Raw genomic sequence first — 23,033 nt, 5'->3', positions numbered from 1 at the left:
TGTCAGCGGATACGCCCGCCTCGCACTTTGCCGCGGGCACCTGCCCCTGTCATTACTGCCCCGGTACCAACCCGCACCATACTTTGGTTCATGTGGGCGTGGCACAACGCGATCGCCAGGGCATCGGCCGCATCCGCCTGGGGCTTGCGCGACAACCCCAGCAATGCCTGCACCATGTGCTGCACCTGGGCCTTGTCGGCACCGCCCTTACCCACCACGGCCTGCTTCACCTGGCGGGCGGAATACTCGAAGACCGGCAAACCACTGTTGGCGGCGCTGACGATGGCAGCCCCCCGGGCCTGGCCCAGCTTCAGGGCGGAATCCGGGTTGCGGGCCATGAAGACCTGCTCGATGGCGAACTCATCGGGTCGGTACTCCCCGATCAGGGTCGCCAGACTGTGAAATATCACTTGCAACCGCTCCGCCAGGGGCTTTTCACCCAGACGGATGCACCCGCTATCGAGGTATTCCAGCTGCCGCCCCTCGGTACGGACAATGCCATAGCCGGTAATCCGAGAGCCAGGGTCCACGCCTAGAACGATTGCCACCCGGCCTCCTGCGACCAAGGGTTAACCGGCCAGCTCATCCATGACCTCGGCGGGAAAATCCGCGTTAGAGTACACATTCTGGACATCGTCCAGGTCTTCCAGCATATCGATCAGCTTCAGGATGGTCTCGCCACCGTCCCGGTCAAGCTCTACTGTCGTTGACGGCACCATGGTGACCTCGCCACTGTCGGGGGTCAGCCCCGCAGCCACCAGCGCCTGCTTGACGTCCAAAAACTGTTCGGGAGCCGTTACCAACTCAAACGAGCCGTCTTCCTGCTCGCCGACATCCTCGGCGCCCGCTTCCAACGCGGCTTCCATGAGCTTCTCTTCATCCACGCCCGGGCCGAAGGTAAACAGCCCCTGCTTGCTGAACAGGTAGGCGACGGAGCCATCGGTGCCCAGGTTGCCGCCAAACTTGTTGAAGGCGTGACGAACCTCCGCCACCGTCCGGTTGCGGTTGTCGGTCATCGCTTCCACCAATATCGCGACACCCCCGGGGCCGTATCCCTCGTAGGTCAGCTCTTCGTAATTGCCGTCATCCCCACCGCCGGCGCCCCGCTCGATGGCGCGCTCGATGGTGTCCTTTTTCATGTTGGCAGTGAGGGCCTTGTCGATCACGGCTCGCAGACGGGGGTTGTCCTCTGGATTTCCCCCGCCCTGGCGAGCGGCCACCGTCAGTTCACGGATGATCTTGGTAAAGATCTTGCCCCGCTTGGCATCCTGGGCTGCCTTACGGTGTTTGATGTTGGACCACTTGCTATGTCCTGCCATGCATCACTCCGTCTAGCTACTGCAACACTCAGGCTGTGCTCGCCTCCTCACGCGATGATGGGCCGACCGCCCCGACCAGCCAATCAGGCCAGTCGGATCTTCAGCTCCTTGAGCTGCTTGCTGTCCACGGTACCCGGCGCCTGGGTCAGCAGACAAGTGGCACTCTGGGTTTTCGGGAAGGCAATGACATCGCGGATGGACGTGGCGCCGGTCATCAGCATGATCAGACGATCCAGGCCGAATGCCAGGCCGCCGTGGGGCGGACAACCATACTGCAGGGCATCGAGCAGGAAGCCGAACTTGTTGCGGGCTTCCTCTTCGTCAATGCCGAGAACCCGGAACACCGTTTCCTGCATGGCCTCGTCGTGGATACGGATGGAGCCTCCACCCAGCTCGGTGCCATTGAGCACCATGTCGTAGGCGCGGGACAGGGCGGAGGTGGGCGACTCGGCCAACTCCTCGGCTGAGCAGGACGGCGCAGTGAACGGATGATGCAGCGCGGTCAGGCCACCCTCCGGGGTCTCCTCAAACATGGGCCAATCCACCACCCACAGCGGCGCCCACTCGGCGGTCAGCATGTTCATGTCGTGACCAACCTTGATTCGCAGCGCCCCCAGGGCCTCATCCACCACGGTACGCTTGTCGGCACCGAAGAAGACGATGTCGCCATCCTGGGCACCAACCCGCTCGATCACCGCCATCGCCACCTCGTCCCCGAGGAACTTCACGATGGGCGACTGCAGGCCCTCGGCCCCTTTGCTGAGGTCGTTCACCTTGATGTAGGCCAGGCCCTTGGCACCGTATATGCCGACGTACTTGGTGTACTCGTCGATCTGCTTACGGGTCAGCTCGCCCCCCTTGGGCACGCGCAGTGCGGCAACACGACCCTTGGCATCCTTGGCCGGACCGGCAAAGACCTTGAAGTCCACGTCGGCCACCAGATCCGCCACATCCACCAGCTCCAGCGGAATCCGCAGGTCCGGCTTGTCACTGCCGAAGCGGCGCATGGCCTCTTCGTAGGGCATGCGGGGGAATTCCGGCAGTTCGACCTGCAACACGTCCTTGAACAGATTGCGGATCATCGATTCCATCAGCTCCATCAGGTCGTCTTCATTGATGAACGACGCTTCGATGTCGATCTGGGTGAATTCCGGCTGACGGTCGGCCCGCAGATCCTCGTCTCGGAAGCACTTGGCAATCTGGTAGTAGCGGTCAAACCCGGACACCATCAGCAGCTGCTTGAACAGTTGCGGCGACTGCGGCAGGGCGAAGAACGACCCGCCGTGAGTCCGGCTCGGCACCAGGTAGTCCCGCGCCCCTTCCGGTGTGGCGCGGGTCAGGATCGGCGTCTCCACGTCCATGAACTCGTTACGGTCGAGGAAGTTGCGGATGTAGCTGGTCACCTTGGAACGGAATCGCAGACGCTGGAGCATCTCGGGACGACGCAGGTCGATGTAGCGGTAACGCAGCCGGACATCTTCCCCCACATCCACGTGCTCATCCAGCGGGAACGGCGGTGTCGCGGCAGCATTCAGGATGGTGAGCTCGCGGCCAAGCAGTTCGACCTGACCGGTGGGCATGTCGTCGTTCTCGGTCCCCGCCGGACGACGGCGCACCCGGCCGGTAACCTGAATGACGAACTCACTGCGCACCTTCTCCGCCAGCGCAAAGCTGTCGGGCGTATCCGGATCAAACACCACCTGGGAAATACCATCCCGGTCTCTCAGATCAAGAAAAATAACGCCCCCGTGATCTCGACGACGATGGACCCAACCACACAGGGTTACATCCTGATCAATGTGAGACTCGTTGATTCCACCGCAATAATGACTGCGCATACCCATTCCCGTTCTTTCTGTGTGTGCGAAATTTGTTGGTTCAGCCCGCCGCTGACTCGGTCTTCGGGGATTGCCCCTTGTCCACCAGGTTCTTCTTGCTACCGGTCTTGAAATCGGTTTCGTACCAGCCACTACCGGCCAGGCGGAATCCGGCCGCGGATATCCGCTTGCGGAACGCTGACGCCTGACAGCTTGGGCAATCCTTGAGCGGCTCAGCGCTCATCTTTTGAATAACGTCCTTCTCAAATCCACAGGCGTCACATACGTATTCGTAAATTGGCATCGTCAAATACCCCACAACATAACCAACACCGGCACCCCTCGCAGTGCTGCGAGGACCCGCCCTGCTCATATCGCCGGGTACCGCCCTGAAACAGCGAGCCTGGAGGCTTTGCATGCTAACCAGATGGTTCTGGCGGACCCTACGTGAAAAGCGGAACATTATAAACACAATGCCGGGGAAAATCAGGCTTCCGTGTCCACTCCGGGGCAAAGATGACGACGGGATCAACGGCCGCTAGAATAGCGGGCCTACCTGACCCTGACCGGAGCAACCCAGTGTCGTCCCGAGCCGAACAGAAACTGAAGACCCGTCGAGCGCTGATGGATGCCGCGCTGGCGCAGCTGAGTGCAGAACGTGGCTTTGGCAGCCTCAGCTTGCGGGAAGTGGCCCGGGAAGCAGGCATTGCCCCCACCTCGTTCTATCGCCATTTTTCGGAGCTTGACGAACTCGGCCTGGCACTGGTGGACGAAGGCGGTGTCGCCCTGCGCCAGTTGATGCGCCAGGCCCGCAAGCGCATCGCCCGCAACGGCAGCGCCATCAGCACTTCCGTGGAGACCTTCATGGAGTACCTGGGCAACAACGCCAACCTGTTCCGGCTGATGCTACGAGAACGCACCGGTGTCTCGAAGTCCTTTCGGACAGCGATCAAGGCGGAAATCGACCACTTCGTCACCGAACTGGCCGACGACTTGCGACGCATCGCGGAGGAGCAAGGTCGCCCCATCGCCGATGCGCGCCTGGTGGCCGAGGCCATGGTCACCCTGGTGTTCAATCAGGGTGCCGAGGCCCTGGATGCCACGCCCAAAGAGCGAGAGGCCCTTAAGGAAAAGCTGAAGATCGAACTACGCATGATCCTCCTGGGCTCTCAAACCCTCGCCAGACATGGACTTAGAGAACAAACTTAATGCCGAACCTGCCGTTAGGCCAGGACGCCGCTAGACGCGCCGCACCGCAGCCAGAACCGGCTCGAGCACCTGCAGACAATGCTCGAGCTCGGCGGGCTCATAGGGCGTCGGCGGCTGTCTGCCCCAAACCGGGCCAGGCCATGCCGGATCGCCCACCTGGCGAACGATATGGTGCAGGTGCAGCTGGGGGACCATGTTTCCCAGGGCAGCGACATTGAGCTTGTCTCCACCAAATACCCGCATCATCCCCTCACCCAGCACGGCGGACTCACGCCACAGTTGCGCCTGGTCGTCCACGCTGAGCTCATAGATCTCCCGAACACCCGATCGCCGGGGCACCAGCAGCACCCACGGCCAGGCGACATCGTTCATTAAACGGATATCGCACAGCCTGCTGGTTCCCAGGGAGCGGGTATCGGCACTCAACCGCGGATGGAGCTGGTAACCGGACATGGCTCAGCCCGAATGAAACTGGTTGCGGCCGCGTCCGATGGCGTAATACATTAGGCCATAGCGGTCGAGCATCTCGTTCTCATACAGGTTCCGGCCATCGAAGATCACCGGCTCACGCAGGGCCTCGGCGATGCCGGCAAAATCGGGTGACCGGAATTCCTTCCATTCGGTACAGATGACCAGCACATCCGCCCCTTTCAGCGCCTGTTCCTTGGTGCCGCAGAGGGTCAGGCCTTCCTGGTCGCCATAGATCCGCTGGGTCTCCTTCATCGCTTCGGGATCGAACGCCTGCACCGTTGCGCCGCCCTTCCACAGGGATTCCATCAGGGTGCGAGAAGACGCCTCGCGCATGTCATCGGTGTTGGGCTTGAACGCCAACCCCCACAGGGCCACAACCTTGCCTTGCAGCCGGCCCTGAAAGTAATGGCTGACCTTGTCGAACAGCACATGCTTCTGCGCCCGGTTCACCTCTTCCACCGCATTCAGCAGGCGGGCCTCGTAATCACAACCGCGGGCGGTACGGGCAAGAGCCTGAACGTCCTTCGGAAAACAGGAGCCACCGTAACCACATCCGGGATAGATGAAGTGGTAACCGATACGGGGATCCGACCCGATACCTCGACGCACCGCCTCAATATCGGCCCCCAGCCGTTCCGCCAGGTTGGCGATCTCGTTCATGAAGCTGATCTTGGTGGCCAGCATGGCATTGGCGGCGTACTTGGTCAGTTCCGCAGATCGCACGTCCATGAAAATCATCCGGTCATGGTTGCGATTGAAGGGGTAGTACACCTCGCGCAACAGCTCCTGAGCCCGCTGGCTGTCGGTACCCACCACGATGCGGTCAGGCTTCATGAAATCGTTAACAGCAGCCCCCTCCTTGAGGAACTCCGGGTTGGAGACCACGTCGAACTCCAGCTCCAGGTCCCGCCGGTCGAGTTCCGCCCGGGCCGCGTCCCGAACCTTGTCTGCGGTACCGACCGGCACCGTCGACTTGTCGACAATCACCTTGTAGTCGTTCATGTGCTGGCCGATGGTGCGGGCAACCGCCGTCACGTACTGCAGGTCGGCGGAGCCGTCTTCGTCCGGTGGGGTGCCCACGGCAATGAACTGCAGGACACCGTGTTCGACCGCCTGCGCGGCATCGGTGGTGAAAGCCAGGCGCCCCGCACCGGCATTGTGCGTGACGATCGACTCCAGGCCCGGCTCATAGATGGGGATCTGGCCATTGTTGAGCTGATCAATCTTATTCTGATCGACGTCCATGCACAGCACATCGTGGCCCACATCCGCCAGACAGGCACCCGTTACCAAGCCCACATAACCTGTGCCGAAGATCGTGATTTTCATTCTGAATTTCCCTGTTTCATCAAGAACCGCAATTTACTCACCAGCCCGCTTTTGCTGCCATATGCGCTCCCAGTTCAGCGCGGTGCGGACGATGACGTCCAGGCTGTCGTAATCCGGAGTCCAACCCAGTTTCTCTGTTATACGCTGGTTGTCCGCCATCAGCGCCGCGGGATCGCCGGCCCGACGTCCGGTCTCGGTCACCGGAAACGCCACCCCTGACTGCTCACGCACCACATCGATCACTTCCCGCACCGTGAAACCGCGACCATAACCGCAGTTGAACACGTCCGAACCGCCACCGCGGGCCATATGATCCAGCGCCATCACATGGGCCTTGGCCAGATCCTCGACGTGAATGTAGTCACGGATGCAGGTGCCATCGCGGGTGTCGTAGTCGGTTCCGAACACGCTCATCCCGTCGCGGGCACCGGTAACGCACTCGCAGGCCACCTTGATCAGGTGGGTAGCCTCTGGCGTGGCCTGCCCCAGCAGGCCGTCCGGATTCGCCCCAGCCACATTGAAATAGCGCAGGATGACGTAGTTGAGTGACGACGCTGCGGCCAGGTCCATGATCATCCGCTCGCTCATCATCTTGGAGGCGCCGTAGGGATTGATGGGCACCAGCGGCATTTCCTCGGTCAGCATGGTCTGAGCCGGCATGCCATAAACGGCGGCCGTGGATGAGAACACCAGGTTGGGCACCCTGTGACGCTCGATGGCTTTCAACAGGTTGAGGGTATTACGGGTATTGTTACTGTAGTATTTCAGCGGATTGGCAACGGATTCCGGCACCACGATATTGGCCGCAAAGTGCAGCACGGCCTCAAACCCATGGCCCTGGAAGACCGCCTCGATGGCCTGTTCATCGGCCAGATCCCCCACCACCAGCTCGCCGTGGGTGACGGCCCAACGATACCCGGTGGAGAGGTTGTCGAACACCACCACCTCGTGACCCGCCGCACCCAGCTGCCGGACCACGTGGCTACCAATATATCCCGCCCCACCGGTTACCAGTACTTTCATAATACGTTTTGCTCCTTCCCTGATTGTTGCCGGCGTTGACGACGAATCGTCGCACGACGCCGCGCAAAGAAACCACTGATCAATGCACTGCAGTCAGCGGCCAATACCCCACCTTCCGCCTCAACACGCCAGTTCAGAGACGGCTCGTCCAGAGTGCGGCGGGTTGAGACGATGGCGCCGGCCTTGGGCTCCCGGGCGCCAAACACCACTCGCGACACCCGGCTGTGGACAATGGCGCCAACACACATGGTGCAAGGCTCCAATGTGACGTAAAGCGTGGCGCCAGACAACCGGTAATTGCCGGTTCGCCTGGCGGCGTCCCGGAGTGCACAGATCTCGGCATGGGCGGTGGGGTCGCAGCCTCCAATGGGGGAATTGGAGCCTGCCCCAATCTCCCGCCCGTCACGAACGAGGACCGCGCCCACCGGCACTTCGCCACGGCCGGCGGCCGCCTCGGCCAGCTGAAGCGCCCGCCCCATCCATCGTTCGTCATCCGTTATGGGCGGCATATCAGGAATCCGGTCCGGCTTATTCCCACTCAATGGTTGCAGGCGGCTTGGAGGAAATGTCGTAGGTTACCCGGGACACCCCTGAGATCTCATTGATGATGCGGTTGGACGCGGTTTCCAGCAACTCGTAAGGCAGGTGCGCCCAGCGCGCGGTCATGAAATCCACGGTTTCCACTGCCCGCAGGGCAATGACGTACTCGTAGCGACGGGCATCGCCCACCACCCCCACCGACTTGACCGGCAGGAACACAGCAAACGCCTGACTGGTCTTGTGGTACAGATCCGCCCGGTGCAATTCCTCCAGGAAAATTGCGTCGGCACGACGGAGGATGTCCGCATACTCCTTCTTGACCTCACCCAGGATCCGCACGCCCAGTCCCGGCCCCGGGAAAGGATGACGGTAAACCATATCGTAAGGCAGCCCCAGCTCGAGCCCGATCTTGCGAACCTCGTCCTTGAACAGCTCCCGCAGCGGCTCCACCAGCTTAAGCTTCATGGTCTCCGGCAACCCGCCCACATTGTGGTGGGACTTGATGACATGCGCCTTACCGGTCTTGGAGGCGGCGGACTCGATCACGTCCGGATAGATGGTGCCCTGGGCCAGCCAGTTGACGTCGGTGATACGGGCCGCCTCGTCATCGAACACCTCGATAAAGGTGTTGCCGATGATCTTGCGCTTCTGCTCCGGGTCCTCAACCCCGGACAACCGGGAGAGGAACAGCTCTTCGGCATCGGCCCGGATGACCTTCACGCCCATGTTACGGGCGAACATGTCCATGACCTGTTCGCCCTCATTCAGCCGCAACAGCCCGTTGTCGACAAACACACAGGTGAGCTGGCCCCCAATGGCCCTGTGCAGCAGCGCCGCGGTTACCGAGGAATCCACGCCGCCGGACAGCCCCAGCAGCACCTTCTGGTCGCCCACCTGCTCCTGAATCTGCCTGACGGCATCATCGACGATCTTCGCCGGAGTCCACAGCGCCTCACAGCCACAAATGTTCAGGGCAAAATGCTCCAGAATCCGCTTGCCCTGGAGGGTGTGGGTCACTTCCGGGTGGAACTGGACGCCGTAAAGGTTACGACTGACATCCTGCATGGCCGCAATCGGCGCGCTTTCGGTGGAGGCCAACAGCTCGAATCCCTCGGGCAGGGTGACCACTTTGTCGCCATGGCTCATCCAAACATCCAGCAGGGACTCGCCGTTGGCGGTCAGGTGATCCTTGATATCGGCCAACAAAGGCCCGTCCGCCCGAACCTTGACCTGGGCATAGCCAAATTCCCGCTTGTCGGAACTGGCCACCTTGCCGCCCAGTTGCTCCGCCATGGTCTGCATGCCATAGCAGATCCCCAGCACGGGGATACCGGTTTCAAACAGGCCTTCCGGAGCACGGGGGCCGCCCAGCTGGGTCACCGATTCAGGTCCACCGGCCAGAATGATGCCCTTGGGTCTGAATTCATTGATCTCGTCACGGGTGATATCGAACGCGCGAATCTCGCAGTACACGCCGATTTCCCGGACACGGCGGGCGATCAGCTGGGTATACTGGGAGCCAAAATCAAGAATCAGGATGCGGTGGTCGTGAATGTTCTGAACCATGAGTGCCTCAAATCAGAAGTAAGGGACCCGGGCCTGGACCAGCCCGGGTCAGAAACAGCGGGGATTAACCGATGCGGTAGTTGGGGGCTTCCTTGGTAATGGTGACGTCGTGCACATGGCTTTCGCGCATGCCCGCGTTGGTGATCCGCACAAACTGGGGCTTGGTGCGCATGTCTTCCATGGTGGCGCTGCCGGTGTAACCCATGGATGCCCGCAGTCCGCCCATCAGTTGATGGACAATGTTCCGCATCGGGCCCTTGCAGGCAACACGACCTTCGATCCCTTCCGGCACCAGCTTCTCGACTCCCTCACTGGCATCCTGGAAGTAACGGTCACTGGAGCCCTGCCCCATGGCGCCCAGCGACCCCATGCCACGGTAGGCCTTGTAGCTACGCCCCTGGTACAGCTCCACCTCACCCGGTGCCTCATCGGTCCCGGCCAGCAGGCTGCCCACCATGACGCAATAGGCGCCCGCTGCGATGGCCTTGGAGATGTCACCGGAGAAGCGGACACCGCCATCGGCGATCAGCGGAATGCCGCGATCTTTCAGGGCGGCGGCGACGTTGGACACGGCGGTGATCTGAGGCACGCCAATGCCCGCGACGATACGGGTGGTACAGATTGAGCCCGGGCCGATGCCCACCTTGACCGCGTCGGCACCGGCGTCGGCCAGAGCCAGGGCCGCCTCGGCGGTGGCGATGTTACCACCGACCACCTGCACCTGCGGGTAGGATTGCTTTACCCAGCGAACCCGGTCAATCACCCCGCTGGAATGGCCGTGGGCGGTATCCACCACGATCACATCCACACCCGCTTCCACCAGGGCCGTCACGCGGGCTTCGGTGTCGCCGCCGGTACCGACCGCAGCACCCACTCGCAGCCGCCCTTGCTCATCCTTGCAGGCCAGGGGATAATCCTTGGCCTTCTGGATATCCTTGACCGTGATCAGACCACGAAGCTCGTAATTCTCATTAACCACCAGCACCTTCTCGATACGGTTCTTGTGCAGCAGCTCCTTGACCACGTCCAGGTCGGCGCCTTCCTGAACGGTCACCAGCTTTTCCTTGGGCGTCATGATTTCGGACACCGGGGTATCCAGACGGCTTTCAAAGCGGATGTCACGACCGGTCACGATGCCAACCAGATCCTTGCCATCGACCACCGGCAGGCCGGAAATGTTATTGGCCATGGTGATGTCCACCAGTTCACGCACCGTGGTGTCCGGGGTCACGGTGATGGGGTCCTTGACCACCCCGCTTTCAAACTTCTTCACCTTGCGGACTGCAGCTGCCTGTTGCTCAACGGTCATGTTCTTGTGCATGATACCGATACCGCCTTCCTGAGCCATGGCGATGGCCAGATCGGCCTCAGTGACGGTATCCATGGCAGCGGAGACCAGCGGGATATTCAGGGTGATGTCTTTGGTCAGCTGAGTTTGCAGACTGACGTCTTTGGGCAGAACTTCGGAGTGTCCAGGGACGAGCAGGACATCATCAAATGTGAGGGCTTCTTCGGCAATACGCAGCATTGGGACCCGCCTTTTGAACGTGCTAAGTTGAGGATTTGCCGCCGATTCAGCATCGCACAGACCGGCATTCACTCGAAAGCAAAATCCTTAATCGATCTATTATAAAACCGTGCGCACGGACAGTAAACTGCACCGATCTGAACTCTTCATTGCATCTTTTTGAAATTCCGTTATTTTTACCCCCGCGCTTTTTCGGGTTTCACGTATAAAAGGCCACACAAGTCTCAGGATTACATGGATAATTTCATTACGCCGAGCCGCCCCCGGGCGTTGACCGTCAGCGAACTCAACCACCAGGTTCGCCACCTGCTGGAAACCAGTTTCATGCAGGCCTGGGTCGAGGGTGAACTGTCCAGCTTCTCCCGCCCTTCCTCCGGGCACTGGTATTTCACCCTCAAGGACCGCAAGTGCCAGGTTCGCTGCGCCATGTTCCGAGGCTATAACCAGCGGATACGCCCCTTACCGAAGGAAGGCGACCAGGTACGCATTCGCGGCAAGGTCAGCCTCTATGAAAACCGGGGCGACTACCAAATCATCGTCGAACACATTGAGCCGGCAGGGTTAGGCGCCCTGCAGCAGGCGTTCGAGGCCCTCAAGCAGAAACTGGGTGCGGAAGGCCTGTTCGATGCCGCCAACAAACGGCCGATTCCGTTTCCGCCCCGCCATATCGGCGTGGTGACTTCCCCCACCGGCGCCGCCATTCACGACATCCTGACGGTGTTGGCCCGACGCTGCCCAGCGGTGCCCGTCACCCTCTACCCGACGGCCGTCCAGGGCCAGGCGGCGACCGACGACATCGTGCGGGCCATAGCAGCGGCCCAACACCACAACCAGGCCGATGTACTGATTATCGGTCGCGGCGGCGGCTCCCTGGAAGACCTCTGGTGCTTCAACGAGGAAAAGGTGGCGCGGGCCATTGCCCAGTGCCGAATTCCTACCGTCAGTGCGGTCGGCCATGAAGTGGACATCACCATTGCCGATTTTGTGGCCGACCTGCGTGCACCTACGCCCTCCGCGGCTGCCGAGAAAATTTCGCCAGACCAGCAGGAGTGGCTCCGGCGCCTCGACGAGCTCCGCCTACGACTTCACCAAGCGGTACTCCGCCAGACCCGACGCCAGAAAACCTCGCTTGAGCACCTGACCGCCCGTCTGCGGGACCCGCGCCGGGAGCTGCAGGACAAAGGTCAGCGTCTGGACGACCTGGAACTCCGCCTAAAAGCCGCCATCGCCCAACGCTCCAAGACCGAGGTGACGCGCCTCGACCACCTGGCCAATCGACTCCTTCTGCAGTCCCCGACCCGTCAGCTGAGCCAGTACCAGACCCTGATCCAACAACTGCAGGAGCGACTCCAACACAGCATGGTCAAACAGCTTCAGCGGCGTCAGGACCAACTGGCCCACCTGGGTCAGACACTGCATGTGGTCAGCCCCCTGGCCACGCTGGGCCGCGGCTACGCCATCGTGCAGGACGACCGGCAGAACATCGTCCGACAGGCCGGCGAACTGAGCGCCGGTGACAACATCACGGCGCGACTTGCCCGCGGCACCATTAAGGCGACCGTCGACAGCAGCTTCGACTGAGCCCCCACCAGCCCAACCCTCTTCCCCCAGGCCCTTACGTCCCGAGGAACCCCGAACGATGACCGGCTCGTCTCCGGCCTTCATCGCACGCAAAGGCTGCCGGCTGATTCTTAGCCGATGGTCTAGTGGTGCAAACCATCAGAGCGCCTACAGTCTGTTAGGGGGTTCTTCAGGGACTCCCTCAAAACAACAATCACAACGGTTATGGGGAACTAGGTGAGCTTATGATCTACCACACTGAGTTCAAACGCTCGATGGAACAGCCAGAGGATTTCTGGCGCGAGCAAGCCCAACAGATTGACTGGCTGCAGTTTCCCCGGACAATCTGGCAGGCGACGGACAACGGCCATGGACGCTGGTTCCCCGATGGCGTCCTGAACACCTCCGACCTGGCCCTCGACGCCAACATCCGCGCCGGGCGAGGCAGCCAGGCCGCCCTGATCTACGATTCTCCAGTCACCCACAGCCAACAGACCTTTACCTTCGATCAGCTCACGCGGGACGTTGCGCTGTTCGCCGGCGCCCTCGACAGCCAGGGCATCGGCAAAGGCGACCGGGTCATCATCTACATGCCGATGATCCCGCAGGCGGTGATCGCGATGCTCGCCTGCGCCCGTCTCGGAGCCATCCACTCCGTGGTCTTTGGGGGCTTTGCCCCCCACGAGCTGGCCGTAAGGATCGACGATGCCCAGCCCAAAGCCATTGTCACCGCCTCCTGCGGCCTCGAAATCGACCGGATCATCGAGTACAAGCCACTGGTCGACAGCGCTATTGCCGAAGCCAGACACAAACCCGGGCGCTGCATCGTTTACCAGCGCCCCCAGGCGCAGGCCAAGCTGATCGAGGGCCGGGATCTGGACTGGCAGGATCTGATCGCCGGCGCCGCCCCCGCCGACCCCACCCCAGTGCAGGCGACAGACCCGCTCTATATCCTTTACACCTCGGGCACCACCGGCAAACCCAAGGGTGTTGTTCGCGACAACGGTGGTCACGCGGTTGCCATGCGCTACAGCATGTCGCTGGTCTACGACGCCAAGCCCGGCGACGTTTTCTGGGCCGCCTCGGACGTGGGCTGGGTGGTTGGCCACAGCTACATCGTCTACGCGCCGCTGATTTCCGGCTGTACCACCGTACTCTACGAAGGTAAGCCGGTGCGCACCCCGGACGCCGGGGCCTTCTGGCGGGTCTGTCAGGACCATCGGGTCAACTTGCTGTTCACCGCCCCCACCGCATTCCGTGCGGTGCGCAAGGAGGATCCGGAGGCGGACCAACTCAGCAAATACAACATCAGCGCACTGAAACGGATTTTCCTGGCGGGCGAGCGACTGGACCCGCCCACCTATGAATGGCTCAGTGAACACACCCATCTGCCCATCCTGGACCACTGGTGGCAAACCGAAACCGGCTGGGCCATCTGCTGCAACCCGGTGGGCCTGGAAATGGTCAACCCCAAACCGGGCTCGGCCACCTTTCCCTCCCCGGGCTTCAACGTTCAGGTGGTCGATTCCGCAGGCCACGTCCTGCCTGCCGGTGAGCAGGGGCAGATTGCCGTCAGACTGCCCCTGCCTCCCGGGTGCCTGACCACGGTGTGGGGGGATGACGAGCGTTTTCGCAAGACCTACCTGGCTCCGTTGCCGGGTTATTACAGCTCCGGGGACGGTGGTTTCGTGGATGAGGAGGGCTATGTCTTCATCATGGGCCGAACCGACGATGTGATTAATGTGGCTGGCCACCGGCTGTCCACCGGCGAGATGGAAGAGATCATCGCGTCCCACCCGGCGGTGGCGGAATGTTGCGTGGTGGGCGCCCACGACGATCTCAAGGGCCAGGTTCCCATTGGCCTGGTGCTGATCAAGGACGGTGCCACCATCGCCCACGACGAACTGGAGGACGAACTGGTGGAGATGGTGCGGGAACGCATTGGTGCCATCGCCTGTTTCAGGCAGGCCATGGTCGTGGAGCGGCTTCCCAAGACCCGCTCCGGCAAGATCCTGCGCCGGGTCATCCGCCAGATTGCCGATGGCCAGTCTTATACCGTACCGAGCACCATCGACGATCCAACCATCCTGGAGGAAATCGAGGGGCAGTTTCGCTGACCCCTCGTCAGGTCCTCGAAAAAATCGCAAAAGCGGGCCGGCCGGTGACAGCCCGATGACAAGATGTTGTTTTTTATCTGTAAAAATGACCGAATTGGTTAAAAAAAAGGCGTTGACGCCCTCCGATCTCGGTCTATACTGAATTTGCTGTGAAAATACAGCGGTCTGTGTGAAAGCGTTACAACGTCCTGCTGGCAAGCGATTCGTTGCTCCTTCCTCGGTACTCTCTGGATTTCTCAGCATCGCATATTCCGCAAGGAATATAGGACGGTCCCGTGAGGGCATACATTTCGGATATACAGGAAAGATCGATGTCTGACACAAAAACTGGCCACGTGAAGTGGTTTAACGAAGCCAAGGGTTTTGGTTTCATTGCTCAGGAAGGCGGTAGTGACGTTTTCGTTCATTACAGCGCTATTAACGCAAGCGGTTTTCGCACCCTGGCCGAAGGACAGCAGGTGCAGTTCACCGTTACTCAGGGGCCGAAGGGCCCTCAGGCGGAAAACGTAACCCCGGTGTAAGGTTATGTGCGGACTTCCGCCCCATGCCCCTCACGGGCAATGGTAAAAAAGCCGGCATTTGCCGGCTTTTTTCATGGAAGAGGCTCGGCTCGTCCGGATTGGGGCTGGTGGTGGCCGTCAGACCATCGCCGCAGGGACAGACTCACCGGAACCTGCGCCAGCCTTGACCAGTCGCGAGACTCCAGACAACAGCGCCTGGATGGTCGCCGAGGTGGTGTCCTCCGCCAGGGCGGCGGCACTACCCGGTTGACCGTCCACCACCACCCGGATACAGGCCAGCGCATTGGCGGTGGTTCCCTCGCCCAGAGCAAACTCATCGTACGCCTCAACCGCCAGGCGAATCCCGAATCGCTGCTCCAGGGCAGAGGCGACCGCCTCGACGGCGCCCTGCGCTCGCCCCTCCAGCAAAAGGCTCTCCCCCCCTTCGCCACCAACACGCACCTGCGCCACCACGCCCTCACTGTCTCGGTGGAGGTCGTAGGATTCCAGCTCCCAGCCAGGCATGACGCCCAGGTAGTGCTTCTTGAACAGCCGGTGGATGGAAATGGAATCAATCTCCCCCCCATTCTCCTCGGCCTCGCGCTGAACCAGTTTACTGAATTCAATCTGCAACCACCGCGGCAGGGTAATGTCATAGTCCCGCTCGAGCACGTAGGCCACCCCGCCCTTGCCCGACTGACTGTTGATGCGCACCACCTCTTCGTAACGGCGGCCGACGTCACTGGGATCGATGGGCAGGTAGGCAACGTGCCAGGTCTCTCCCTCCTTGCGACGGGCCAGGCACTTCTTGATGGCGTCCTGGTGGCTGCCGGAAAACGCCGTGAATACCAATTCCCCGGCATAGGGGTGGCGAGGATGGGTGGAAATCTCGGTACAGGCCTCCACCACTTCGGTGATCTCGGCCATGCCGGACAGGTCAAGAGCGGGATCAACCCCCTGGGAGTACAGGTTCATGGCCATGGTCACCAGGTCCATGTTCCCGGTCCGCTCGCCATTGCCCATCAGGGTGCCCTCTACCCGGTCAGCCCCTGCCATGACCGCCAGTTCCGCTGCCGCCACGGCGCAACCCCGGTCGTTATGGGTGTGAACGCTGATCTCCACATGGGGCCGGTATTGAATGTGATCACACACCCACTCGATCTGATCGGCAAACACATTGGGGGTGGCCATCTCCACGGTAGCCGGCAGGTTGATGATAACCCGCTGAGCCTGATCCGGACGCCAGACCGCAGTCACCGCGTCAATGACCTCGACGGCGAAGTCCAGCTCGGTACCGGTAAAGCTTTCCGGCGAATACTGGAAGGTCCAGTCCGTGTCCGGCCGTGACTCGGCGTGCCGCTTGACCCAGTTGGCACCCTGGATCGCAATCTCCCGGATGCCAGCCCGGTCCATGCCGAAAACCTGCTCCCGCTGCACCGTGGAGGTGGAGTTGTATACGTGAACAATGGCCCGGGGAGCGCCCTCCAGGGCCTCAAAGGTTCGCGCGATCAGCTCCTCGCGAGCCTGGGTGAGCACCTGAATGGTCACATCATCGGGAATCCGGTTTTCTTCAATCAACGCCCGACAAAAGTCGAAATCGGGCTGGCTGGCCGCCGGAAAGCCGATTTCGATCTCCTTGAAGCCAAGCTTCACCAGCAAATCGAACAGTCGCTGTTTCTGTTGCACCGTCATCGGTTTGACCAGCGCCTGATTGCCATCTCGCAGGTCCACCGCACACCAGGTCGGTGCACGCTCAATGACCTGATCCGGCCAACGACGATCGGCTTTTCTGACCGGCTGAAACGCAACGTATTTCTGGTGATCAAAAGACATCGGACAAATTCCTTCTGGGATGACGATTCGGATTCAGAAACAGACTACGCGAGTTTTTTCGAAATTTGCTTGCGAAATTGTTTGGAAACCCGAGATTAATCGCAATATTATTGCTCTCAATCATTGGTATTTGGAATTATCGGACATGAAACCTGAGAAACTCATCGAGATTGACCGCACCGATCGAAAAATCCTGGAACAGATCCAGAAGGACGATTCGCTGACCAACCAGGAACTGGCCGACAAGGTAGGACTGTCCCCGTCCCCCTGCCTGCGCCGGGTGCGGGCACTGGAAGAAGCGGGGATCCTCATCAAACGGGTGGCGGTGCTGGACCACAAGAAACTGGGGCTCTCGCTAACGGCGATCATCCTGATCGGCATGGACCGACACACACCGGAGCGTTTTGCGGCGTTTGAAGAGCAGGTCGCGGAATACCCGGAGGTACAGGAATGCTACCTGATCACCGGCCAGGATGCGGATTACATGCTGAAGGTGGTCGTGCCCGATATGGACCACTATCATCACTTTCTGCTGAATCGCATCACCCGCATCCAGGGGGTGAGCGGCGTGCATTCCAGCTTTGTTCTGCGGCGGGTGATCGACAGCACCGCCCTGCCCCTGGGCTACCTGGCCCAGGACGGGCGTTGAGGGTTAGCGGCTATACGCCGGCGCCGGCCAGCTGCATCAGGTAGGCCCGGGCCATGGATTTGATTTCTTCCACCAGGTTTTCCGCTTCGTCCTCGGGCAAGGTCACGGCGAGCCGCAGCATGGTGCCTGTTGCCCTGGGCAGGAGCAGACTGGCGCTCCAGCGACGCTGGTCCGGCAGGTGGGGGAACTCGTGCTTGAGCCTCCGGTCCAGATCCCGGGCGTTGGTGTACAGCTCCTTGAGGTCGAGGTCCCGGAGTTCGGGCATGGACTCCACCCCGCTCCATATGGCGGAATAGGCGGGCTCATTGCGATAAAAGTCGTAGTACAGGTCAATCAGCACATCGACGGCATCTTCAATGCTGGTCTCGGCCAGACGGTCCCGCAACTCCTGCTCCATCCGGGCCACGTGAGTTTCCGCGATGGCCTGGACGATCGCCGCCTTATTGGGGTAGTAGCGGTACAGGGATGCCAGCGACATATCGGACTTACGTGCGATCGCGGACATGCTGGTTCCGTCCACCCCCACTTCATTGAAGATCTCCGCCGCGTGTTTAAGGATGCTGTTGACCCGCTCACGACTGCGGGCCTGCACTGGGGTACGGCGGGGTTTTACATCAATTTGGTCGTCGCTCATGCTGGTCCTGTAGAGAATTACTTGGCCGGTAACGCGTAACTGCCTGTCACGTGCGCCACCAATTGTTCGTCTCCTTCTCCTCCTGAGAGTAGCCTAACTTCGCAAAAAGCGAGACGTCGGCCCAATCGCAGAACGACCGCTTCGGCCCGCAGGTCGCAGGGAGCCGGCTTCTGCAGAAAATTGATCGAAAGGTTACTCGTTACTGCCATTTCCACCTTGCCTAAAGAGGCCAAAACAGCGGCATACATGGATGCATCGGCCAAAGCCATCTGAACCGGACCGGAAATTGTCCCACCCGGCCTGATGAGTCGGTCGGTAAACGGGATGCGGGTATGGGCAAACCCCTCTCCGGCACGGTCAACCTTGAAGCCGATATCCGACGCCATCGGCACACCGGCCCGGATCAATTCCTCCACTTCCACCGCAGACAGGCTCATACAGTACCCCTCAAATCTGTACCTTGTTCCGTAGGCTCCGTACAATAACCCCCGCGAAACGACAAATAAAGCAGGCCAAGGTCGGAAGCCAGCCCGGCTCCCATCGAAACGGGCCCGCTATCCCACAGTTCAATTGCTTACGGAAGACACGATGCGAGCAAGCCGCTACCTGATTGCAACCCTGAAAGAAACCCCGGCCGACGCCGAAGTCATCAGCCACCAATTGATGCTCCGGGCCGGCATGATCCGCAAGCTGGCTGCCGGTCTGTATACCTGGTTGCCAATGGGCCTTCGGGTGCTGCGTAAGGTGGAGCGCATTGTGCGCGAGGAGATGGACAAGAGTGGCGCCCAGGAGGTCCTGATGCCCGCCGTGCAACCGGCGGAACTGTGGCAGGAATCCGGCCGCTGGGAGCAGTATGGCGGCGAGCTGCTGCGTCTTAATGATCGACATGGCCGGGATTTCTGTTTCGGCCCCACCCACGAGGAAGTCATTACCGACCTCATCCGGAATGAGATTAAGAGTTACAAGGAACTGCCCGCAAACTTCTACCAGATCCAGACCAAGTTCCGCGACGAACGCCGGCCTCGGTTTGGTGTCATGCGCGCCCGCGAGTTCCTGATGAAGGACGCCTACTCGTTCCACCTCAATCAGGCCTCGCTCGACGAGACCTACCAGGTGATGCACCGGACCTACTGCGCCATCTTCGACCGCCTGGGCCTGGACTATCGGCCGGTGCAGGCCGACTCCGGCTCCATCGGCGGCAGTTCGTCCCATGAGTTCCACGTCCTCGCCTCCTCCGGCGAAGACGACATTGTCTTCAGCACCGACAGTAACTACGCCGCCAACATCGAGAAGGCGGAGGCAATGGCGCCGTCCGGGGAGCGTCCGGCGCCCTCTCAGCAGATGACCGAGGTGGCCACGCCCGACCAACGCACCATTGACGCGGTGGCGGAGTTCCTGAGTATCGACGCGGCACAAACCGTCAAGACCCTGCTGGTTAAGGCAGAGGCCGAGGAAGAAGGCGCGGACGGCGGTCTGGTGGCCCTGATACTGCGGGGCGACCATACCCTCAACGAAATCAAGGCCGAGAAACTGGCCGGGGTGGCCGAGCCCCTGACCATGGCGACCGACGAGGAGGTTGAACAGACCATTGGCTGCAAACCCGGTTCCATCGGTCCGGTGGGCCTGAGCATTCCGGTGATCGTGGATCGCAGCGCCGCTCACCTGGCGGACTTCGTCTGCGGTGCCAACAAGGAAGGCTATCACCTCACCGGGGTGAACTGGGAACGCGATGCCAGCCTGCCTCGGGTCGAAGACCTGCGCAACGTGGTGGAAGGCGATGCCAGCCCCGACGGCAAAGGCACCCTGGAGATCCGTCGCGGTATCGAGGTGGGCCACATTTTCAAACTCGGCAACAAGTACAGCCGGGCGATGAACGCCACCGTGCTCGATGAGAACGGCAAGACCGCGATTGTGGAGATGGGCTGCTACGGCATTGGTGTTTCCCGGATCGTCGCTGCCTCCATTGAGCAGAACAACGACGACAAGGGCATTATCTGGCCGGATGCCATTGCCCCGTTCGAAGTGGCCATCGTCACTCTCAATGCCCACAAGTCTCCGGCAGTGATGGAAGCGGCCGAAGCCCTCTACGACCAGTTGCGCCAGGCCGGCTATGACGTGCTGCTGGACGACCGGAATGAGCGGCCCGGGGTGAAATTTGCGGATATGGAGCTGATAGGCATTCCCCACCGCGTGGTCGTGTCCGACCGGGGGTTGGCGGCCGGCACCCTGGAATACAAGGGGCGTACCGATGCCGACCGGCAGGACATTCCCGTTGAAGAGGCGCTGCCGTTTCTCATCAATGCCTCTCCCCGTCGCGGCCTGTAAACCGGCCGCGCCCCCCGGCACGCCGGTCGCCTCTGGAGCCGCCAAGGCCCGAGGCAACCGGCAGCTTCGGGTTTAGCTACAGCCCCAGCGAGGCGGGCACAACTCGGGGTTCCATCTCCAGGGTAATGCCGAACCTTTCCTCGACATCGGCGCGAATGCGACGCGCCAGCGCCAGTATGTCCCTTCCCGAACCGTCGCCGTGATTGACCAGCACCAGCGCCTGGCGGTTGTGTACCCCCACCTTGCCATTTCGGTAGCCTTTCCAGCCACACTGGTCGATCAGCCAGGCAGCAGCCAGTTTGACACTGTGGTCGGCGGGATAGGCCACCATCTCCGGGTAGTCTCTGTTCAGACGCTCCCAGGTCTGGTCGGTTACCACGGGATTCTTGAAAAAACTGCCGGCGTTGGGCAATTGCGCCGGGTCCGGCAACTTGCGCCGGCGAATGGCCATTACGCCCTGGGCGACATCCGCCGGGGTGAGCGACCGGGAGACCTGTCGCCCGGAAAAATACTGCTTGAGGTCGCCATAACCCAGGGCCAGTGGCCGTGACCGGGACAACAGCAACGCGATCTCCAGGATGATGTAACGGCCGGGTTGACGCTTGAACAGGCTGTCCCGGTAGGCGAAGTCGCACTGGTTGCTGGCCAGCACCACCGGTTCCAGGGTTTCGGTATCGAGTGCGGTCACACTGAGCAGGGTGTCGCTGAGCTCAACCCCATAGGCCCCGATATTCTGTACCGGGGCCGCACCGGCGGTGCCCGGAATCAGGGCCAGATTCTCGATACCCCGATACCCCGCCCCCGAGGCGTAGAGCACCGCTTCGTGCCAGTTCTCTCCGGCACCAAGCACCAGGGTGGCCTGGCTGTCCTGAACGTCTCGCCAGCAGCGGCCAACAATGGCCAGATGGATCACCAGCGCGTTCACATCTTCGGCAAACACCAGATTGCTGCCGCCGCCAAGAACCAGGGTCTCCAGGTTTCGCTCCCGGGCCCAGGTCAGTGCCTGCCTCAACTGGCCCAGGGTCCGCACCTTCGTATAGAATCGGGCGGTCACCCCCACACGCAGCGTATTGAGTTCTCGAAGACACACCGATTCCTGAACGACCAGTCCGTTGTTCACGCTCGCTGCTCCCGGATGGAGGCGATCAGCCCCTGGCTCGCCGATTCGATCAGATCCAGCACCCGCTCGAAGCCCTGTGCGCCACCAAAATACGGATCCGGAACCTCCAGCGGCCCCTCCATGCCAGCGTACGCCAGGAATAGCTCGGGCTCTGTCCCGCCTTCCCGTTGCCAGTGCTCCCTGACGTCCGCCAAGTTTTGTCGGTCCATCACCAACACAAAATCAAACCGCGCCAGATCCCGTGGTTGGAACTGGCGGGCCCTCAGATGTCCGATATCGATCCCCCGGCGGCGCGCGGCTTCAATGGCCCGCTCATCCGGCGCCTTGCCCACGTGCCAGGATCCGGTACCACAGGAATCCACCTCCACCAGACGGTCCAGCCCGGCCTGGTCCACCGCCCGCTGGAATACCCCTTGAGCCGTAGGCGACCGACAGATGTTCCCCAGGCAAACAAACAGCACCCTTACTTTATCCGTCATTGTCCTTCCCTAGCGCGTGGACACGGATTCGAACCATGCCCGAACCCGCTCCAGATCCGCTTCGGTGTCGACTCCGGCGGGTGGCCGCTCACCGGCCTCCGCCACATGGATTCGGGCGCCGTGATACAGCGCTCGAAGCTGCTCAAGGGATTCCGTGAGCTCCGTCGGCGCTGGCGGCCAGGTCACGAAGTCCTGCAGCAATTTAACCCGGTAACCGTAGATGCCGATGTGCCGGTAATAACCCACGCTGGGTGGCAACTCATCCGGCAAGGTCCCGGCTGCCCAGACATCCCGGGCCCACGGTATCGGCGCCCGGCTGAAGTAGTGGGCCATACCGCGGTGGTCGAAGACCACCTTCACCACGTTGGGATTAAAGACCGATGCGGGATCGGCAATGGCTTCACAAAGCGTGGCAATGGAGGCGTCCGGGTGCTCTGCCAGATTGGCGGCCACCTGATTGATCAGGGACGCAGGCAGCAGGGGTTCATCTCCCTGGACATTCACCACGCAGTGATCGGCACCGAATCCCAACTGACGGGCGACCTCCTCCAGGCGATCGGTACCGCTGGCGTGATCCGGTGACGTCATCACGGTTTCGGCCCCGAACTCCGCGCAGACCGACCGAATGCGTTCATCGTCGGTAGCGATCACAATGCGCGATGCGTCACTCTCCGCGGCGCGTTCGTATACGTGCCGGATCATGGGCTTGCCGGCGATGTCCGCCAGCGGTTTTCCCGGTAGCCGGGTCGAGGCGTAGCGGGCCGGGATGACAACTGAAAATGACATAACTCAGTCCTGCGTCGTCAGGCAACGTTGGTCAGCGCTTGGCAAGTCGCTCATCGGTGCTCAGGGTGCGTGCCTCAACCGCCAGCATAACCGGAATCCCCTCACGAATGGGAAACGCCATGGCGTCGTTGTAGCAGATGAGTTCCTGTTTCTCCTGATCGAATTTCAGGTCACCCTTGCACACGGGGCACGCCAGCATGCCCAGAAGTTTTTTATCCATGTTGTCGT

At 61.2% G+C, this 23,033-nt stretch carries 23 protein-coding genes; 6 read left to right on the top strand and 17 right to left on the bottom strand.

From position 1 onward, the window contains the following. Positions 1-2: 2 nt before the first annotated feature. From ruvC to R3175_RS02155, 4 genes are all read right to left on the bottom strand, one after another. Positions 3-548, bottom strand: a complete 546-nt coding sequence (gene ruvC / locus R3175_RS02170) for a crossover junction endodeoxyribonuclease RuvC (protein WP_318942062.1) — start codon at positions 546-548, stop codon at positions 3-5. Positions 549-569: 21 nt separating this feature from the next. Then, positions 570-1,319 (bottom strand): YebC/PmpR family DNA-binding transcriptional regulator, encoded by a 750-nt coding sequence (locus R3175_RS02165; RefSeq protein WP_318942061.1) that lies wholly within the window; start codon positions 1,317-1,319, stop codon positions 570-572. Positions 1,320-1,402: 83 nt separating this feature from the next. Then, on the bottom strand, positions 1,403-3,157 hold the full coding sequence (aspS, locus tag R3175_RS02160; RefSeq protein WP_318942060.1) for an aspartate--tRNA ligase: 1,755 nt from the start codon (positions 3,155-3,157) through the stop codon (positions 1,403-1,405). 40 nt (positions 3,158-3,197) lie between these two features. After that, the gene (locus R3175_RS02155; protein WP_318942058.1) at positions 3,198-3,440 is read right to left on the bottom strand and encodes a zinc ribbon domain-containing protein; all 243 of its coding nucleotides are present in this window, start codon (positions 3,438-3,440) and stop codon (positions 3,198-3,200) included. Between the two features lie 275 nt (positions 3,441-3,715). On the opposite strand from R3175_RS02155, the gene fabR reads away from it, so the two are divergent. Then, positions 3,716-4,345: an HTH-type transcriptional repressor FabR gene (gene fabR / locus R3175_RS02150; RefSeq protein WP_318942057.1), complete on the top strand. Its 630-nt coding sequence runs from the start codon at positions 3,716-3,718 to the stop codon at positions 4,343-4,345. A 30-nt stretch (positions 4,346-4,375) separates the two neighbouring features. Here the strand turns inward: fabR and R3175_RS02145 are convergent, their stop codons facing one another. The 6 genes from R3175_RS02145 to guaB form a co-directional block, all read right to left on the bottom strand. Then, the gene (locus R3175_RS02145) at positions 4,376-4,798 is read right to left on the bottom strand and encodes an HIT family protein (protein WP_318942056.1); all 423 of its coding nucleotides are present in this window, start codon (positions 4,796-4,798) and stop codon (positions 4,376-4,378) included. Between the two features lie 3 nt (positions 4,799-4,801). Further along, on the bottom strand, positions 4,802-6,145 hold the full coding sequence (locus R3175_RS02140) for a UDP-glucose/GDP-mannose dehydrogenase family protein (RefSeq protein WP_318942054.1): 1,344 nt from the start codon (positions 6,143-6,145) through the stop codon (positions 4,802-4,804). A gap of 33 nt (positions 6,146-6,178) precedes the next feature. Further along, the gene (gene galE, locus R3175_RS02135) at positions 6,179-7,168 is read right to left on the bottom strand and encodes a UDP-glucose 4-epimerase GalE (RefSeq protein ID WP_318942053.1); all 990 of its coding nucleotides are present in this window, start codon (positions 7,166-7,168) and stop codon (positions 6,179-6,181) included. Further along, positions 7,165-7,677 (bottom strand): tRNA adenosine(34) deaminase TadA, encoded by a 513-nt coding sequence (gene tadA, locus R3175_RS02130; protein WP_318942051.1) that lies wholly within the window; start codon positions 7,675-7,677, stop codon positions 7,165-7,167. The genes galE and tadA overlap by 4 nt, the downstream gene beginning before the upstream one ends. Positions 7,678-7,696: 19 nt before the next feature. After that, positions 7,697-9,274 (bottom strand): glutamine-hydrolyzing GMP synthase, encoded by a 1,578-nt coding sequence (guaA, locus tag R3175_RS02125; protein ID WP_318942050.1) that lies wholly within the window; start codon positions 9,272-9,274, stop codon positions 7,697-7,699. Positions 9,275-9,338: 64 nt separating this feature from the next. After that, positions 9,339-10,802 carry an IMP dehydrogenase gene (guaB, locus tag R3175_RS02120; RefSeq protein WP_318942049.1) on the bottom strand — a complete coding sequence of 488 codons (1,464 nt, stop codon included), beginning with the start codon at positions 10,800-10,802 and terminating at the stop codon, positions 9,339-9,341. 234 nt (positions 10,803-11,036) lie between these two features. Here guaB and xseA point away from each other — a divergent pair, with 234 nt between their 5' ends. The 3 genes from xseA (at position 11,037) to R3175_RS02105 (ending at position 15,000) form a co-directional block, all read left to right on the top strand. Further along, positions 11,037-12,383: an exodeoxyribonuclease VII large subunit gene (gene xseA / locus R3175_RS02115; RefSeq protein ID WP_318942048.1), complete on the top strand. Its 1,347-nt coding sequence runs from the start codon at positions 11,037-11,039 to the stop codon at positions 12,381-12,383. 224 nt (positions 12,384-12,607) lie between these two features. Beyond that, the gene (locus R3175_RS02110; RefSeq protein ID WP_318942046.1) at positions 12,608-14,479 is read left to right on the top strand and encodes a propionyl-CoA synthetase; all 1,872 of its coding nucleotides are present in this window, start codon (positions 12,608-12,610) and stop codon (positions 14,477-14,479) included. A 311-nt stretch (positions 14,480-14,790) separates the two neighbouring features. Then, positions 14,791-15,000 (top strand): cold-shock protein, encoded by a 210-nt coding sequence (locus R3175_RS02105; RefSeq protein ID WP_318942044.1) that lies wholly within the window; start codon positions 14,791-14,793, stop codon positions 14,998-15,000. A gap of 117 nt (positions 15,001-15,117) precedes the next feature. On the opposite strand, the gene leuA is transcribed toward R3175_RS02105, so the two are convergent. Further along, positions 15,118-16,812 (bottom strand): 2-isopropylmalate synthase, encoded by a 1,695-nt coding sequence (gene leuA, locus R3175_RS02100; protein ID WP_318942042.1) that lies wholly within the window; start codon positions 16,810-16,812, stop codon positions 15,118-15,120. 145 nt (positions 16,813-16,957) lie between these two features. On the opposite strand from leuA, the gene R3175_RS02095 reads away from it, so the two are divergent. Beyond that, positions 16,958-17,461, top strand: a complete 504-nt coding sequence (locus R3175_RS02095) for an Lrp/AsnC family transcriptional regulator (protein ID WP_318942040.1) — start codon at positions 16,958-16,960, stop codon at positions 17,459-17,461. Positions 17,462-17,471: 10 nt separating this feature from the next. Here the strand turns inward: R3175_RS02095 and R3175_RS02090 are convergent, their stop codons facing one another. Beyond that, the gene (locus R3175_RS02090) at positions 17,472-18,095 is read right to left on the bottom strand and encodes a TetR/AcrR family transcriptional regulator (RefSeq protein ID WP_318942038.1); all 624 of its coding nucleotides are present in this window, start codon (positions 18,093-18,095) and stop codon (positions 17,472-17,474) included. 17 nt (positions 18,096-18,112) lie between these two features. Then, positions 18,113-18,526 (bottom strand): PaaI family thioesterase, encoded by a 414-nt coding sequence (locus R3175_RS02085; protein WP_318942472.1) that lies wholly within the window; start codon positions 18,524-18,526, stop codon positions 18,113-18,115. Between the two features lie 157 nt (positions 18,527-18,683). On the opposite strand from R3175_RS02085, the gene R3175_RS02080 reads away from it, so the two are divergent. Continuing rightward, complete coding sequence (locus R3175_RS02080) at positions 18,684-20,420, top strand: proline--tRNA ligase (protein ID WP_318942036.1); 1,737 nt, start codon at positions 18,684-18,686, stop codon at positions 20,418-20,420. 76 nt (positions 20,421-20,496) lie between these two features. On the opposite strand, the gene murB is transcribed toward R3175_RS02080, so the two are convergent. From murB to R3175_RS02060, 4 genes are read right to left on the bottom strand one after another with little or no spacing between them, the layout of a single operon-like run. After that, a complete protein-coding gene (gene murB, locus R3175_RS02075) occupies positions 20,497-21,540 on the bottom strand; it encodes a UDP-N-acetylmuramate dehydrogenase (protein WP_318942033.1) in 1,044 nt (347 codons plus the stop codon). Beyond that, complete coding sequence (locus tag R3175_RS02070) at positions 21,537-22,019, bottom strand: low molecular weight protein-tyrosine-phosphatase (RefSeq protein ID WP_318942031.1); 483 nt, start codon at positions 22,017-22,019, stop codon at positions 21,537-21,539. Before R3175_RS02070 ends, murB begins: the two co-directional genes overlap by 4 nt. A 9-nt stretch (positions 22,020-22,028) precedes the next feature. Further along, positions 22,029-22,805: a 3-deoxy-manno-octulosonate cytidylyltransferase gene (gene kdsB, locus R3175_RS02065; protein WP_318942030.1), complete on the bottom strand. Its 777-nt coding sequence runs from the start codon at positions 22,803-22,805 to the stop codon at positions 22,029-22,031. Between the two features lie 31 nt (positions 22,806-22,836). Continuing rightward, positions 22,837-23,025: a Trm112 family protein gene (locus R3175_RS02060; protein ID WP_318942029.1), complete on the bottom strand. Its 189-nt coding sequence runs from the start codon at positions 23,023-23,025 to the stop codon at positions 22,837-22,839. Positions 23,026-23,033 lie beyond the last annotated feature (8 nt).

The organism is Marinobacter sp., assembly GCF_033722735.1.
GTDB lineage: Bacteria > Pseudomonadota > Gammaproteobacteria > Pseudomonadales > Oleiphilaceae > Marinobacter.
The sequence above is the reverse complement of the archived record's forward strand: the minus strand, read 5'-3'. Positions and strand labels throughout refer to the sequence as shown.